Source organism: Actinomadura sp. 7K534, assembly GCF_004348575.1.
Lineage (GTDB): Bacteria > Actinomycetota > Actinomycetes > Streptosporangiales > Streptosporangiaceae > Spirillospora > Spirillospora livida.
In genome coordinates this window covers 1-13,768 of sequence record NZ_SMKB01000033.1, presented here as the reverse complement: position 1 = coordinate 13,768, position 13,768 = coordinate 1, and the positions used below count along the sequence as shown (strand labels likewise).

At 70.1% G+C, this 13,768-nt stretch carries 10 protein-coding genes; 6 read left to right on the top strand and 4 right to left on the bottom strand.

Features of this window, described 5'->3' with window-relative positions:
- Positions 1 to 176: 176 nt before the first annotated feature.
- Positions 177 to 2,258, top strand: coding sequence for a serine/threonine-protein kinase (locus tag E1266_RS09890; RefSeq protein WP_165966008.1), 2,082 nt, complete (start codon positions 177 to 179; stop codon positions 2,256 to 2,258).
- A 17-nt stretch (positions 2,259 to 2,275) separates the two neighbouring features.
- Positions 2,276 to 4,438: a serine/threonine-protein kinase gene (locus E1266_RS09885; protein ID WP_132046009.1), complete on the top strand. Its 2,163-nt coding sequence runs from the start codon at positions 2,276 to 2,278 to the stop codon at positions 4,436 to 4,438.
- Positions 4,439 to 4,531: 93 nt separating this feature from the next.
- On the opposite strand, the gene E1266_RS09880 is transcribed toward E1266_RS09885, so the two are convergent.
- From E1266_RS09880 to E1266_RS09870, 3 genes are all read right to left on the bottom strand, one after another.
- Complete coding sequence (locus E1266_RS09880; RefSeq protein ID WP_132046008.1) at positions 4,532 to 5,902, bottom strand: erythromycin esterase family protein; 1,371 nt, start codon at positions 5,900 to 5,902, stop codon at positions 4,532 to 4,534.
- Positions 5,903 to 6,380: 478 nt separating this feature from the next.
- Positions 6,381 to 8,462: a hypothetical protein gene (locus tag E1266_RS09875; RefSeq protein WP_132046007.1), complete on the bottom strand. Its 2,082-nt coding sequence runs from the start codon at positions 8,460 to 8,462 to the stop codon at positions 6,381 to 6,383.
- A complete protein-coding gene (locus E1266_RS09870; protein ID WP_132046006.1) occupies positions 8,459 to 9,652 on the bottom strand; it encodes a BTAD domain-containing putative transcriptional regulator in 1,194 nt (397 codons plus the stop codon). Before E1266_RS09870 ends, E1266_RS09875 begins: the two co-directional genes overlap by 4 nt.
- Before the next feature lie 32 nt (positions 9,653 to 9,684).
- Here E1266_RS09870 and E1266_RS09865 point away from each other — a divergent pair, with 32 nt between their 5' ends.
- On the top strand, positions 9,685 to 9,927 hold the full coding sequence (locus tag E1266_RS09865; RefSeq protein WP_207945523.1) for a DUF397 domain-containing protein: 243 nt from the start codon (positions 9,685 to 9,687) through the stop codon (positions 9,925 to 9,927).
- 50 nt (positions 9,928 to 9,977) lie between these two features.
- Here the strand turns inward: E1266_RS09865 and E1266_RS09860 are convergent, their stop codons facing one another.
- Positions 9,978 to 10,865, bottom strand: coding sequence for a helix-turn-helix transcriptional regulator (locus E1266_RS09860; RefSeq protein ID WP_132046004.1), 888 nt, complete (start codon positions 10,863 to 10,865; stop codon positions 9,978 to 9,980).
- 824 nt (positions 10,866 to 11,689) lie between these two features.
- Here E1266_RS09860 and E1266_RS09855 point away from each other — a divergent pair.
- From E1266_RS09855 to E1266_RS09845, 3 genes are all read left to right on the top strand, one after another.
- Positions 11,690 to 12,319: a TetR/AcrR family transcriptional regulator gene (locus E1266_RS09855; protein ID WP_132046003.1), complete on the top strand. Its 630-nt coding sequence runs from the start codon at positions 11,690 to 11,692 to the stop codon at positions 12,317 to 12,319.
- 110 nt (positions 12,320 to 12,429) lie between these two features.
- A complete protein-coding gene (locus tag E1266_RS09850; RefSeq protein ID WP_165966006.1) occupies positions 12,430 to 13,023 on the top strand; it encodes a nuclear transport factor 2 family protein in 594 nt (197 codons plus the stop codon).
- Complete coding sequence (locus E1266_RS09845) at positions 13,007 to 13,684, top strand: PaaI family thioesterase (RefSeq protein WP_132046001.1); 678 nt, start codon at positions 13,007 to 13,009, stop codon at positions 13,682 to 13,684. Before E1266_RS09850 ends, E1266_RS09845 begins: the two co-directional genes overlap by 17 nt.
- Positions 13,685 to 13,768: the final 84 nt, after the last annotated feature.

The following is a 13,768-nucleotide window of genomic DNA, read 5'->3' as shown; positions in this document are numbered from 1 at the left end:
CCGGCCGCATGAACCGCGTTCGGGTATGAGCGAACTCTCCGTCCAACGGCCGCGTCTATTGGGACGCGAACCCGCCCGCCGCCCCGCCGACGATGGAGAAACCCCACTATGATCTTGCGCCTGATGCCGGGCACGGCCATGTCGGGCCCCGGCCCCGCGGCCGGGGAGGGAGCCGAGTGAGCGGTCTCGCACCGGTACGGACGGGCGACCCGGAGCGGCTCGGGCGGTACCGGGTCGTCGGGCGGCTCGGCGGCGGCGGGATGGGCACGGTGTTCCTCGCCCTGTCGCCGGGCGGGCGCGCGGTCGCCGTGAAGGTCGTGCGGGCCGAGCTCGCGGACGATCCCGGTTTCCGGCGCCGGTTCGTCCGGGAGGTCGACGCGGCCCGCCAGGTGAGCGGCTTCTTCACCGCCGCCGTGGTCGACGCCGACCCCGAGGGGACGCCGCCGTGGCTGGCCACCGAGTACGTGCCCGGGGTCTCCCTGGAGGCGGCGGTCGCCGCGCACGGCGCCTGGCCGGAGGCGGCGGTGCTCGCGCTGGGCGCCGCGCTGGCGGAGGCGCTGGAGAGCGTCCACGCGGCGGGCGTGGTGCACCGCGACCTCAAGCCCTCGAACGTGCTGCTGGCGGCGGACGGCCCGCGCGTGATCGACTTCGGGATCGCGCGGGCGGCCGAGGCCACCGAGCTCACCGAGACCGGCATGGTCGTCGGCACGCCCGGCTTCATCGCCCCCGAGCAGCTCCTGGCCGACGAGGTCACCGCCGCCGGCGACGTCTTCGCCCTCGGCGCCGTGCTGGTGTTCGCGGCGACCGGCACCGGCCCGTTCGGGGCGGGGCACGCGCACGCACTGAACTACCGGGTCGCCCACGAGGAACCGGAGCTGACCGGTGTGCCGCCCGCGCTGGCGGACGTCGCCGCCCGGTGCCTGGCCAAGGATCCCGCGCGGCGTCCCGCCGTCCTTGACCTGGTCGGGGAGCTGAGCCGGCTGGCGGGGACCGGGCAGGCCGCCGGCTTCTTCACGGAGGCGGGCTGGCTGCCCGCCCCGGTGGCCGCGGACGTCCTCCGTGTCCGGTCCGCCCCGCTCCCGCCCGGCGCCTCCGGCCCTTCCGCCTCGCCCGGCGCGCCCGTTCCGGGCGGGCGGACGCGGGCGCCCGGCCCCGCGCGGCGCCGGATCCTGGCCGCGGTGGCCGCCGCGGCGGCGGTCGCCCTCACCACCGCGGCGGTCGTCCTCGCCCTCCGGTCGTCCGGCGACGACGGGCAGGCCGAGGCGACCGGGCCGCCGCGGCGCAAGGAACTCTGGACCTTCCCCATGGAGGAGGGCATGCGCCTGGCGCAGGTGGTCGGCGGCACGGCGTACATCGACGACCAGAAGGGCGGCCTGTACGCCCTGGACGCCGAGGACGGCCGGGTGCGCTGGAAGCACGCGCATCCCCTGGGCGACGTCCCGACGGGCCCGCTGTTCCTGGGAGCCGCCGATTCGGTGGTGTACTACGGCGCCGGCGAGTACACCTACGCCCGGGACCCCGGCAGCGGCGCGGAACTCTGGAAGTGGAAGGACCACGGCATCCATCCGTCGGTCGAGACGCTCGGCGGGAAGGTCTACGCGTCGGACGTCCGGCTCATCGCGCGCGACTCCCGCACCGGGCGCGAGATATGGCGGAACGTCTACGAGGGCTTCTCGAAGGAGGGGCCGGTCGTCTCCGGAGGAGTCGTCTTCGCGGTGGTCAATGACGGCACCCTGCGCGCGGTGGACGCGGAGACCGGCGCGGACCTCTGGCGCCTCGGCGTCGGGGAGCAGCTCGACACGTCGCCCGTCGCCGCGAACGGAGCCGTCTACTTCGGCGGCCGGGACGGTTCCCTGCACGCGGTGAACGCCGCGACGGGCCGGTACGCGTGGAAGCGGCAGTTCGAGGGCGCCGACTGGGACCCCGCCATCGCCGAGGGGGCCGGCGCCCCGATCATCGCAGACGGAGTCGCCTACTTCGAGAACGACGGCTACGTGTGCGCCTTCGCCGCCGACACCGGTGAGCCGCTGTGGCGGCACAAGCCGGGCGTGGACGAGGCCCGTCTGGTGTCGGTCCGGAACGGGACCGTGCTCTTCGGCGACGGTGACGACGACGGGGACGGGAACCTCTACGCCCTGGACGCCCGCACCGGCACCCGCCTGTGGAAGGAGCACCTGGGCGGGAGTCCGAGCGTCATCGGCGGACGGCTCTACGTCGAGGACGGCGGCGTGCTGCGCGTGCTCTCGGACACCGGCTGAAGGAGAGGGAAAGCGGAGTGGAGGCGTACGCGCCATTGGAGGCGGGCGACCCGGAGCGGATCGGGCCGTACCGGCTCGCCGGGCGGCTCGGCGGCGGCGGGATGGGCCAGGTGTTCCTGGCGTCGCCGCCGGGCGGCCGCGCGGTCGCGGTGAAGGTGGTGCGGGCCGAGCTGGCGGAGGACGCCGGGTTCCGCCGCCGGTTCGTCCGGGAGGTCGAGGCGGCCCGCCGCGTGAGCGGCCCCTTCACCGCCGCCGTCGTGGACGCCGACCCGGACGGGACGCCGCCATGGCTGGCCACCGAGTACGTCCCGGGACTGTCGCTGAAGGCCGCGATCGACGCGCACGGCGCCCTGCCGGACGGGACGGTCCGCGCCCTCGGCGCCGCGCTCGCGGAGGCGCTGGAGAGCGTGCACGCCGCGGGAGTGGTGCACCGCGACCTCAAACCGTCGAACGTGCTGCTGGCCGCGGACGGCCCGCGCCTGATCGACTTCGGGATCGCGCTGGCCTCCGAGAGCACCCGGCTGACGGTGACCGGGGCGATGGTCGGCACGCCCGGCTTCATGTCCCCCGAGCAGCTGCGCGGCGGCGCGGTCGGCCCGGCGAGCGACGTCTTCGCCCTCGGCGCGGTCCTGGCGTACGCGGCGACCGGGGCGGGGCCGTTCGGCGGCGGCTCGGTGCACGCGCTGAACTACCGGGTCGTCCACGGGGACCCCGACCTCACCGGCGTGCCGTCCGGGCTGGCGGACGTCGTGGCCCGCTGCCTGGACAAGGACCCCGCCCGGCGTCCCATCGTCCCCGGCCTGGTCGGGGAACTGGGCCGCGCGTCGCGGACGTGGCCGCGCGACGGGGCCGGCTGGCTGCCCGAACCGCTGACGGTCGAGATCACCCGTATCTTCGCGGCGCCGCCCGCCGCCCCGACCGCACCCGACGCCGCTCCCACGGCCGTCCAGACGGCGCCGTATCCGGACCCTCCCACCGGCCCCGCTCCCCGGCGCGGGGGCCGGTGGCTCACGCGGCGCCGCGTCCTGGCGGGCCTCGCCGCGGTCACCGTCCTCGCCACGGTCGCCACGACCCTCGTCCTCACGGCCGGCGAGCCGGACGCCGACCGGACTGGCCGCGCCGCCGAGCCCGGCCCGCCGGTCCTGGAGCAGCTGTGGTCCTACGGGGCGCAGCCGAACTGGACGCCGGTCGTCGAGGGCGGGACGGTGTACTTCGGCGAAGGCGACGGAATCGTCCACGCCGTGGACGCCCGAACCGGCGACGGCCTGTGGAAACGCGACCGTGCGTGGGGCAGCGGGAATTCCCTTTTCCTTTCCGGGAGCAGGATCTACGCCAGCGGATTCACCGACTCCTCGCTCGATGACGAGAACGGCCGCGTGTGGGCGCTGGACGCCGGTTCCGGCCGCAGGCTGTGGGAGTACCCGGCCCGTGCGATGCTGCTCGGCGAGGTGCTTTCCGGCCGCCGCTTCTACTTCTACCACCGAGGGTCCGATCACTGGCGGTCGTCGGTGGACGCGCTCGACACCGCCACCGGCAAGAAGCTGTGGAGCCACAAAGCCGGAGTCGTGTGGGAGATGACCGCCCACGGTGACGTCGTCTACTACGTCGCGAGCAGCAAAGAGAAGCCGGGTCCGCAACTGCAGGCGCTGAACGCCCGCACGGGGAGACCGATGTGGAAAGCCCCCTTCGCCGAGGACGTCCACGCCAGGCCGGCATCGCTCACCGTCCTCGGCGGCGTCCTTTACGCGGTGGGCGAGAACGGCGCCGTCTCGGCCCACGACCCGGCCGACGGCAGGCGCCTGTGGAGTTCCCCGACGGGCCTCCGCGACTTGGACGATTCGGCGTCCCCCGCGGTGGCCGATGGCTTCGTCTACGTCGGCGGCAACAACGCCCAGGAAGACCAAGGCCAGGTGTTCGCCATCGACGCGAAGACCGGCACGGTGAAGTGGCGCAGTGACGTCCCCACGTTGAGTTCGTCCCCCACCATCTCGGCCGGGACGGTCTACATCAGCACGAATTCCGGGGAACTGCATCTGCTGAACGCCGACGACGGCACCTCTCTGGGAAAGGTGCGGCTGGCGAACGGCCGCGCCCCCAACGCAGTGGTCTCTGACGGGGTCGTCTACTTCGGCGCCGGCGACGGCCACCTACGCGCAGCCACCATCACCCACGGACAGTGATGATGTAGATGAGCCCACAGCTGCCGCCAGGGGCAGGGGCGCGTTCCCCTGCCTCGGCGACCATGGCAATCCCGGGAACGCCCCCCGCCCCTCTCAGAGTGGTCGGGCGGGGGTGACCGCTTGGCGGTGGACGACCAGGTCGAACCACTGCCGCGCGGTGCCGCCGGTGGCGTAGGAGTCGTAGGGCAGTTCGGGGGTCTCGGTGGCGATGCCGCGCGTGGTGATCGGGGACCGCAGCCACTCGCGGACCGGCGCGGGTGCGGCTGCGCGCAGGTCCATGAGCAGTTGGTCGAAGCGGGTGGCCTGGCCGAAGGGGTGCTCGACCCACTCCTCGCGCGGAGGCGGCATCCGGACCGTGCCGCTTTCCCCGGCGATGGTCCCGTGGTCGAAGGTGAAGCCGATCGACCGGTAGCGGCCCCCGAACCAGCGGCGCAGGTACGACCCGACGCTCGCGAAGGCCATCTCGCCCTGCTCCGGGCTGAACAGGCGCATGCCCGGGGCGGCGGCGGTGTGCGGCGTGGCCGCCCAGTACACGACCTTGCTGTGGTGGTGGCCGCGCCACCAGCGCAGGTTCTCCGCCGCGCGGGCGTCCCGGAAGGCGTAGGAGGTCTCACGCGGGATGTAGTAGTTGAGGTAGAAGGAGCGGATCTGCTTGGCGGCGTGCACCGCCAGCGAGTACGCCCGGTCGCCGGGCCGGTGCGGCAGCCGCTCGACCATGTCGTACAGGTCGCGGGCGTGCTCGACGTAGGGCTCCTTGTCCGTCACCTCGTGCATGTACCAGCCGGCGTGGGCCCAGGCGTCCTGCTTCCTCGGCCGGAGCCACTTCATGTGCCTTCGCAGTTGGGGGACGAGCGACGGCGCGGCCTTCGCGACGTGCGCGTCGACGATGTCGTAGGCGGGGAGCCAGGTCGTGTAGTACTCCACGCCCACGAACCTGACCTGGTCGTTCTTCTTGCGCCCGGTGTTGAAGTCGCGCAGCCAGTCCAGCGCATCGGCGGTGTCGCGGTTGGCCCAGGCGCCGCTCGTCCGCCGCAGCAGCGCGTCGACGTCCCCCTGGCCGGTGCGGATGTACCGGTCGATCTCCAGGCCGAGCGTCCAGTCGTCCTCCCAGGCGATGGACCGGAACCCCATCCGCTCCACCAGGTAGCGCATGGTGCGGTGCTTGAGCCCGGTCACCTCCCGCAGCCCGTGCTGGGGCTCGCCCAGGCCGACGATCGAGGCGTTCCCCACCGAACGCCGCAGGGGCTCCAGGTCGTCCAGCGGCGCGCCCGGATCGACGGTGCCGAGCCGATGCGCGTTCCGCTCGATCCACTCGGTCACCGCCCGCTTTTCCAGGACGGCGGACGTGGCCGCGGGACGCGCGCCCGTCTCGGCGGCGGCCTGCGCGGTGAGGCCGACACCGGAGAACAGGACGACGGTCCCCGCGGCGGACGCGGCGAACCGCAACGCTGTGCGCTGTTGCATGGCGGACTTCCCTCCATTCGGCTGTGCTGCGATCCCGCACACACTCGCCGCAACATCTGTCCCGCCACATCCGCCCACAGGAGGCTCCGCGCATACCCCCACCGCCGTACACCGCACCTCACCCGCCCGGGAAGCGATCAACCTGTGGTCTCGGCCGGGACGGCGACGTTCCTGCGGCCGTGCACGCCCAGCGCCAGCAGCAGCCCCACGACCTTCTGGACGACGGCCACAGCCATGACGATGATCAACGTCTGCCGCAGCCCGCCGCATCATCCAGCACCTCGCGAAGTTCCCCAGACCCACGAAATGCTGAGTGGGGCTGAGCCCGTCCCATTCCGTGAAGGCGAAAGTCACGCCTTGCACACTGGGCACCAGAATTACAAAAGGCAGACAGCCCCAGCGCGGGAAACACAAACCTTGCCTGAGCCCCACGCCTTCGCCGTCCTCGCCGTGCGGTGGAGAGTGAAGCGGCGAGTGGCTAAAGAATGCTCTGGTCCGCTCGCAGCCGGGCATTTCGGACCCAGTCAGCACCCTCGGCCGCCACCTGTTCCAGGATCCGCAGAGCACTGCTCACGCCGGAGTCGTCAAGTGCGAGCCGCCGCAAGTAGGTTGTGTCGTCCGCGAGTCCTTCGTCCACCTTGGCAAGGTGTTCCACTGTCACGTCGAATCGCTGCCGGTTGATCAGGACCAGCCGGAACAGCTGCAGGATCACCGGCTCGGAATCCGAGCCCGACGTTGATTTCGGTCCCGGTTTCTCCTCCGCCTCCGAGTCCGGCTTCGGAGCCGGTGATCGGTGCTTGCGCTGCCTCGACGGGAGAACTCCTCGCCCTTCCTCGTCGAAGCAGATCCCGAACTCGATGATGCTCGCTGAGGCGACCGCGTCGTAGCGGAAGGCCGTGCGCATCTGGTCGCTCAGTGTTCCGCTGGCGAAGTCAAGGTGCACGATGATCTGTCGGACTCCGGCATTGGTCAGCAGGTAGACCCACATGACGTATGCCGAGTAGCGCCAGGGGCCGCGGCGGACTCGCGACCGTTGGGCCCCTGATGCCGGTTCACTGAGCACGGCTTCGGCGATGACGTCCTCGCTCTCCAAGCCGTACTGGTTCAACACCAGGGTGCGAAAGTAGTGCTTGTCGTCGTCCAGCCAGCGGGCCATCTCGGTGTCTTCAGGACGGTCGGCCAACTCCGCTAACCGCTCCTCATACAATTTCTGTTCAATGCGCAGCCGCCGGGTGGCCAAGATCCGCTCACCGCTTCTGCGCAGAAGCCGGACGAGGAAGACGTCCCCACGGCATGCGAGGAGCAGCAGGCCGGCGCAGAACACAAGCCCGATCGGACCGGTCGCTCTCGTCGGGGTGCTGAGAAATATTCGGATCATCGTGCCGAGAGCGGTCGTCGCGAGTACGGCGGCGGCGCAGTCGAACCAATGGACCTCTCTCGGTCGCGTGGTGAGACTTCCCGCCCGAAAGCGCTTCAAGGCGTCCTTAGCATGCCGCTTGATCAGGTAGTCGACACCTCCCGGCGGCACCTTGGGGCTCCCGTAGACGCTCGCGTACTCTCTGACCAGTGCAGATCGGAGGGGACTCGTCGCCGCGATCCAGCCTTCCGTGCTCTCGCCGTCATAGGTGTTCTGCCGGACCTGCTCGAAGACACGCTCTACGGCGGCTGCCATCTTCTTCTTCGCCTCAGGCGCCGGGTCCTCCTGCCATGGCGAGAATCGCGCGGGGAACCGGGCTGGTGCGCACCAGGCGAGCAGTGCAGTACAGCTGATCGCCGACACCGCAAGCACCGGCCCCACGCTGCCGCCGTAACGAAGTGACAGAGACTCCCCCCATACGGCACCGATCGCGCCCATGGTGACGGCTACAGTGAAGAGCGCTGCTCGAACAGGATGGAGCGTCGGCCGGGGCGACAAAGTGTCCTGCGGCGGATAGGGCGTTGGCTCGAAGAACTTCGGCACCCTCTCCTTGCGCTTGTTTTCGAGTCTCTGATCGCGAATTCGCTCAGAGTAGGCGTTCTCCAATTGCCGCCGTAACCCCGTCGTGAACAGGGAGTCCAGGTGGCGGCGAATCTCCTCGCGCCGGTCCTCGGGCAGGTCGTCGAACGATGCCAGAATTTGATCCATTCTCGCGGTCCCGGCCACATCGCCTTGTGGCCCTTGAAGCAGCACGATCAAGTCCTTGATCACCGTCGCGGCGGTAAGCCAGTGGTCGCGACTTTGCTGGACCTGCTTCCATGCGCTTTGCAGTCGGTAACGGCCCTCCGTGTCCAGGTCTGCCAGCGCTTTGCCGCTTAGAATGGCCAGCATCCAGTAATAGGCGGCCTCACTAGTGCGATACCCCTGACTGATCACCGACATCAGCAGGTCTTGTGCCGGTCCCGGCATAAGGGCGGATAGGTAATTCTTGGCGACTTGAAGCTTGCGGCCCGGCGGATCGTCCGGATCGGCAATGTAGATGGTGACTTCGCCGTTGAAGACACCCTGCGCACCGGTCGTCCCTCCGGTGCTGGAGAATGCGGCGGCCTCGCCCTGCCCGGCAGGTGCCTGCTGATCGCTCACGATGCGCGTCCATCGGTGTCGTTCCGGTCGTCCTCTGGCTGGCCGGCCTGCCCGGAGTCAGCCACCTGTGACACACCACCGAGGTTGATGACGACCTTCTCCTTGAACTCCCCGGCCTGCGCACCAATGACCGAATTGTTGTTGTCGAAAACCGGCCGGTCGGCCTGCTCACCCATGGTCGTCGTCTCCTTCGCTCGGGTGGTGATAGAGGTGATGCGGTGAATGCCGCCCGGGCGCGAGAGTTGAAGCCGCGCGAGGGCGCTGCCATGGGACCCGGCCAGTTCGGGGTCGTGAGCCTCGATACGCCGTGCCAACTCGGCGAGCGGCTGACTGACAGGGCGGTCGAGTGAACGCCTGAAGCGTTCCTCGGCGCGGCGGAAGACACTGAGCGGGGTGTCGGAGCCGCCAGTGCGGTACGCCGTGATCATCCACATGGCAACGAACGACTCGTCCAGCAGCGACTCCGCGTCGTCGTCGAGTACGCGGCATTCTTCCGCCACCTGTTCGTGGCCGCCGTCACGTGCGATGCGTTCCAGCCGGAACAGGTGGGCATCGCGGTGTTCGTCTTGCAGCTTCTTGCGGTTGCTGTCAGCCCAGGTGCTGCGGAGGCCCGCCAGGGGGCGGCCGTACAGGCCGTGGCCTTCGGCCCACTCAGCCAAGGCTTGGGTCATCATCCTTATTGCCGCCTCCCCGTCCAGCGTCTTCGCCTTTGCGGCTTTGGCTCTGAAACGATGCGCGTCGGCTTCTTCCGGGTGCATCACGAGCCTGTAAGCGTCACCCATGTCGGGGAGCGGATCGGCCACCTCGGGATTGGCGGTGCGGAGCCGCTGGCGTAGTTCGCTGACGATTCGGATAAGCCGGGTCTCGCGGTCGACCGGGTCGGGCTCGTCCCAGATGATCTCCATTAGCCGCTGCCGCGGGACCGGTCGGCCACGCTCTAGGACGAGCACTGCGAGCAGCACCTGGCTCTTCTGCTGGAGCGGGATCCTGCAGTCGTCCGACAAGGCCGCGACGGGGCCGAGAACTTGATATTTCACGGCTGCCTCCTTATGCGCATCAAGTGCGTACGTGCAGGTGTCGATGGTGGAAGAGAGAAAGGACCGAGATCGGAGTGCGGCCGGATCGGCGACGGATTCGCGGCGGAGGAACGTATCGGACGCTGGTCTCAGCGCGGAAAAGCGCGAAGCCATGGAGAAGGGAAAGTGTGATGCGAGGGAACGAGATGCCGGAGTTCGACTTCCGGTGTGACGGCGGCGGCTGTGTCATCGTCGAGCGTGTTGCGGGGGCAGTCGTCATCCGGGACTCCAAGAACCCCTACCAGCCTGGGCTCGTCTTCAGCCGCAAGGAGTACGCGGACTTCCGCCGGCGGGTGCGGAACGGGCGGGGCGTGTGGCTGCGAAGGCTCATCGGCCAGTACGTCCAGCTCGCGGTGAGATTCGTGCTGGCGCGAATCGGCTCTGTCTGATGACGCGCGGGCGGGGAGCTGACCGGCTCCCCGCCCGGTCCCGGGTGCCGTCATTGCTTCTCCGCTCTCAACTCGGCGGCGATCTTGTCGAGCAGGAGACGGGCATCGTCGCCGTATCGGGCCACGTCTTTTAACAGGCGCCACCTATGGCGGTACAGCGCGATACTCTCCGGATCGCTGACTGTTAGATTGGCGTGGACGGTCTCGACCATGGCGATGGCCTCGCCGTCTCCAGCCTGCGTATCAGCGCGGAGATCAAAAAGGGCGAAACCGTGGGTCACATAGGTGACGGCTTCAGCGCGGTGGGGAAGAAGCCCGACCGTCACGTTCTCGAGCGTCGCCAGTGAGGAGATCCGGTCGAGTTGAGCCAGCAGCAGCCGGGCCGGCCCAGGCCGCCAGCGCAGCGCCGCCTCGGTGAGCAGGAACTCGAAGCGGCGGGTCTGGTCGAAGAGCACGAGCTGGCGATTCAACCGCCCGGCCACTGCGGCCGACAGGTCGGCGTCGGTGCCCTCCGGCGAGAAGAAGGCGAAGACGCGGCGGGCGTATTCGGCGGTTTGGAGCAGACCCGGGACGATTGCGTTCTGAAAGACCATGACGTGGTGCGACCCACTCTCCACCTCTTGGATGTCACCTTGCAGGTGCGGGCGATTCCGCAGCACGTGCGACCAGCGGTGTACCTCGGTGAACGCCGCTTCCGTTAGGGACTCGAGTAGCGCCACAGTTTCAGTCGGGGCGTTGACGGCCGTCGACCATGCCGCGACTTCGGGGGCAGTGGGCAGAGTTAGGCAGGACTCGATGCGCGAAACCTTCGACTGGCTGACGCCGAGGCGGTGGGCCATCTCCCGCCCGGACAGCCCGGCCAGGTCCCGGAGCCGACGCAACTCGGCGGCGAGGCGCCGCTGGCTGACCGAAGGCTCCGTTCGGTCGGGACCGTCCACCGATGAGCCTCCTCGGTGACTCGATGGGAATCAATCTGAATCGTCGCTAGCTTTGGCGATCTCCCTCACGAGGGAACCCCTGGAAGACATGCCTGTCAACGGCCGGTACCGGTCGCCTGAAAGGTGACCGGTGACATTGGTTGATTCAACCTGAATCGCTACTATGCGCGGCTTCGTCGCGAGCCAGCGCTCGGACCGACCTGGTTCCGCTGAGGAGTCCATGCCCACGTTGAGGCGGTCACCGGTCCCGGCGTCGCGGGCCACTACCTGGGCACCGCCGACGACCTACCTATCGTCCGCGTGAGCGGCGAGACGGAGATCTGGGTGGCGCTCGCCGCCTGGACGGCGACCTTCGCCGCCATGCTCGTCCACCTGAGGACCACCCTGACCCGGCCACGTCCCGATCCCGGCTGACCAGCCAGCCATGGTCGGGACGCCCCGATGCGGCCGATCCGTCGGCGAGCAGGGGTTGACGCCCGGCGCCAGGTCAGCGGCGCGGTGGCCACAGAGACTGACCGGTCAGTTGGTCAGCTGCAGGGCGGGCCTGGGAGCCGGTGGTCTGGAAGGGCGGCGCCGCTGCGGGCTTGAAAGCCTTTGGGGGAAAGCGAAGGCGAGGGTGCTGCGGCGCAGTGGGTTTCGCTGGGAACCGCCGGATTCGGATCGAGCCCACCGCGTGGTCGGTTACACTCAAGTCGATTTGATCTCGCAGTGGCGGGTCGTGGAGTCCGCCCCGGACGCCGGCGCATCTCAGAGCGGACCGGGGCATCCTCGCGGGAAGGACGAAACAGTGATCGGCAGCAGTTCGGAGCGGAGGCGGGTGCGGTATGCCTAGGCCGTCGCGCCGGGTCGACGTGCGCGCCACCGCGGCGCGCATCTTCCGCGAGCACGGGTACCTCGCCGCGACCATGGACCAGATCGCCGACGAGGTCGGGCTCAACAAGGGGACCCTGTACCACTACTACCCCTCCAAGAGCGCGATCCTGTACGAGCTGCTGTCCGAGCAGGTCGACGCGACCCTGGACATGCTGGCGCGGGTGCCGCTGACCGGCAGCAGCACCGAGCGCATGCGCTTCTTCGTCCGCGAGCAGGTCGCACACGTCGCCACCAGCCATGACGAGCTCGTCGTGTTCTTCCAAGAGGTCCCGTGGATGGACCAGCGGCTGTCCGCCGAGGACGCGCGGTCGATCCGGCAGCGGATCTACCGCTACGAGGAGTTCGTGAAGTCGCTCCTGGCCGAGGGCGTGCGCACCGACGAGTTCCGGCCGCTCGCGCCGTCGACGACCCTGTACTCGATCATCGGGATCCTCGCCTACGTGCCCAACTGGTATCGCCGTCCCGAGGACGGCACGGACGACCTGCTGGTCGAAGAGGTCACCGACTTCGTGATGGGCGGCATCTGCGCCGCACCGCCCGAGAAGCCGGCCACCGGAGCCCGCCGCAACTCGCGGAACTGACCCGTCCGGTCCCGGCGGGACACCTCGCTCACCGGCAGAGCATCTTCGTCTCCGGCATTGCCAACCGACTGGCTGGTTGGCTAACCTCAGAGGAGCCGGCGGGCCGTCACGTGTCCACGGCCGACCGCTCGGGACGAGCGGCGGAGCCCGAGGAGGAGCCGGAGCCCATGGACGCCGAGATCGAAGCGCTGCGCCGCGAAGTACGGTGGCTGCGCGACCACGAGGAGATCCGCCGGCTGCTCTACCGGTACGCCCGCGGGGTGGACCGGGCGGACCTCGACCTGATCAGGTCCGTGTACGCCCCCGGCGGGACGGACCGGCACGGTCCGTTCGACGGCCCCGGGGAAGAGTTCGCGCAGGTCGTCGTGAGCGGCGCCGAGAAGGTGTGGGACCACGTGGGCAACCACCACATCACCAACACCGTGATCGAGCTCGACGGCGACCGGGCCCGCGCCGAGGTCTACTTCCTCGCCTTCCATCCGCACGCAGACAACGGGCCCCCGGAAATGGGCATCATCTCCGGGCGGTACCTCGACCACCTCGAACGGCGCGACGGCCGGTGGGGCATCGTGCGGCGGGTCGTCGTCTCGGACTGGACGCGCGGCGACCTGCCCGGGGCCGAATGGGAGCGCACCAGCGAGCGGGGCGGCTACGTCGGCGGCCGCCGGGGGAGCGGCGACGCGTCCTATGAGTTCTTCGGCTGAGCGCGGCGGCACCGCTTCCGAGCCCGCCGCCGCGGACGCCCCGGCCGGCGGGCCCGCGCTGAGCCCGGACTGGGCCGCGTGGAGCAGGGAGGCGGCCGGCCGGGCCGCGGACGGCTGGCTCGCGATGGTCGAGGAACTGCGCGCGCTCCAGGACGCCGCCGCCGGCGCCGTCCCCCCGGCGGACGCCGTGCGGGAGGCGAGCGCGCTGCTCGCACGGGCCCGGGAGCTGCTCGAAGCGCACCAATCCGCCGCGGCGGACCAGATCTTCGGCCGCCTGCTGGAGCTGCCCGGACGCGGGCAGACCCTCAGCCCGCCGCTGTGGATCACCCGCCACGCGGACGACGAGGTCACCGCCACCACCTGGTTCGGGCCCTTCCACGCGGGCAGCCACGGCGCGGTCCACGGCGGCGCGGTCTCCCTGATGTTCGACGACGCGCTCGGCCGGGTCGCGGACCTGGGCGGAAGACCGAGATCGCGCACCGCTTACCTGCACGTCGACTTCCGCGGCATCACCCCGCTGCGGCGCCGGCTGGCGGTCCGGGTGCGAATGAGCGGGCAGGACGGACGCAAGCGGTACCTGCAAGGCACGCTGCATGACGGCCCGCGCCTGTGCGCGGAGGCCACCGCACTGTTCGTGGAGATGCGCCCGGGACAGCAGTGAGCGTTGCCCCGGGCGCACGACCGATGCCCCGAGGGGCTCTAGGACTGGTCGGTCAGCACCTCTTCGACGGGGACCGGGGCCGAC

Bases quoted from the DNA above. Each gene is read 5' to 3' on its own strand.
- E1266_RS09870 (WP_132046006.1), bottom strand. From the start codon at position 9,652: ATGGCTTCGCGCTTTTCCGCGCTGAGACCAGCGTCCGATACGTTCCTC.
- E1266_RS09855 (WP_132046003.1), top strand. From the start codon at position 11,690: ATGCCTAGGCCGTCGCGCCGGGTCGACGTGCGCGCCACCGCGGCGCGC.
- E1266_RS09880 (WP_132046008.1), bottom strand. From the start codon at position 5,902: ATGCAACAGCGCACAGCGTTGCGGTTCGCCGCGTCCGCCGCGGGGACC.
- E1266_RS09865 (WP_207945523.1), top strand. From the start codon at position 9,685: ATGCCGGAGTTCGACTTCCGGTGTGACGGCGGCGGCTGTGTCATCGTC.
- E1266_RS09845 (WP_132046001.1), top strand. From the start codon at position 13,007: ATGAGTTCTTCGGCTGAGCGCGGCGGCACCGCTTCCGAGCCCGCCGCC.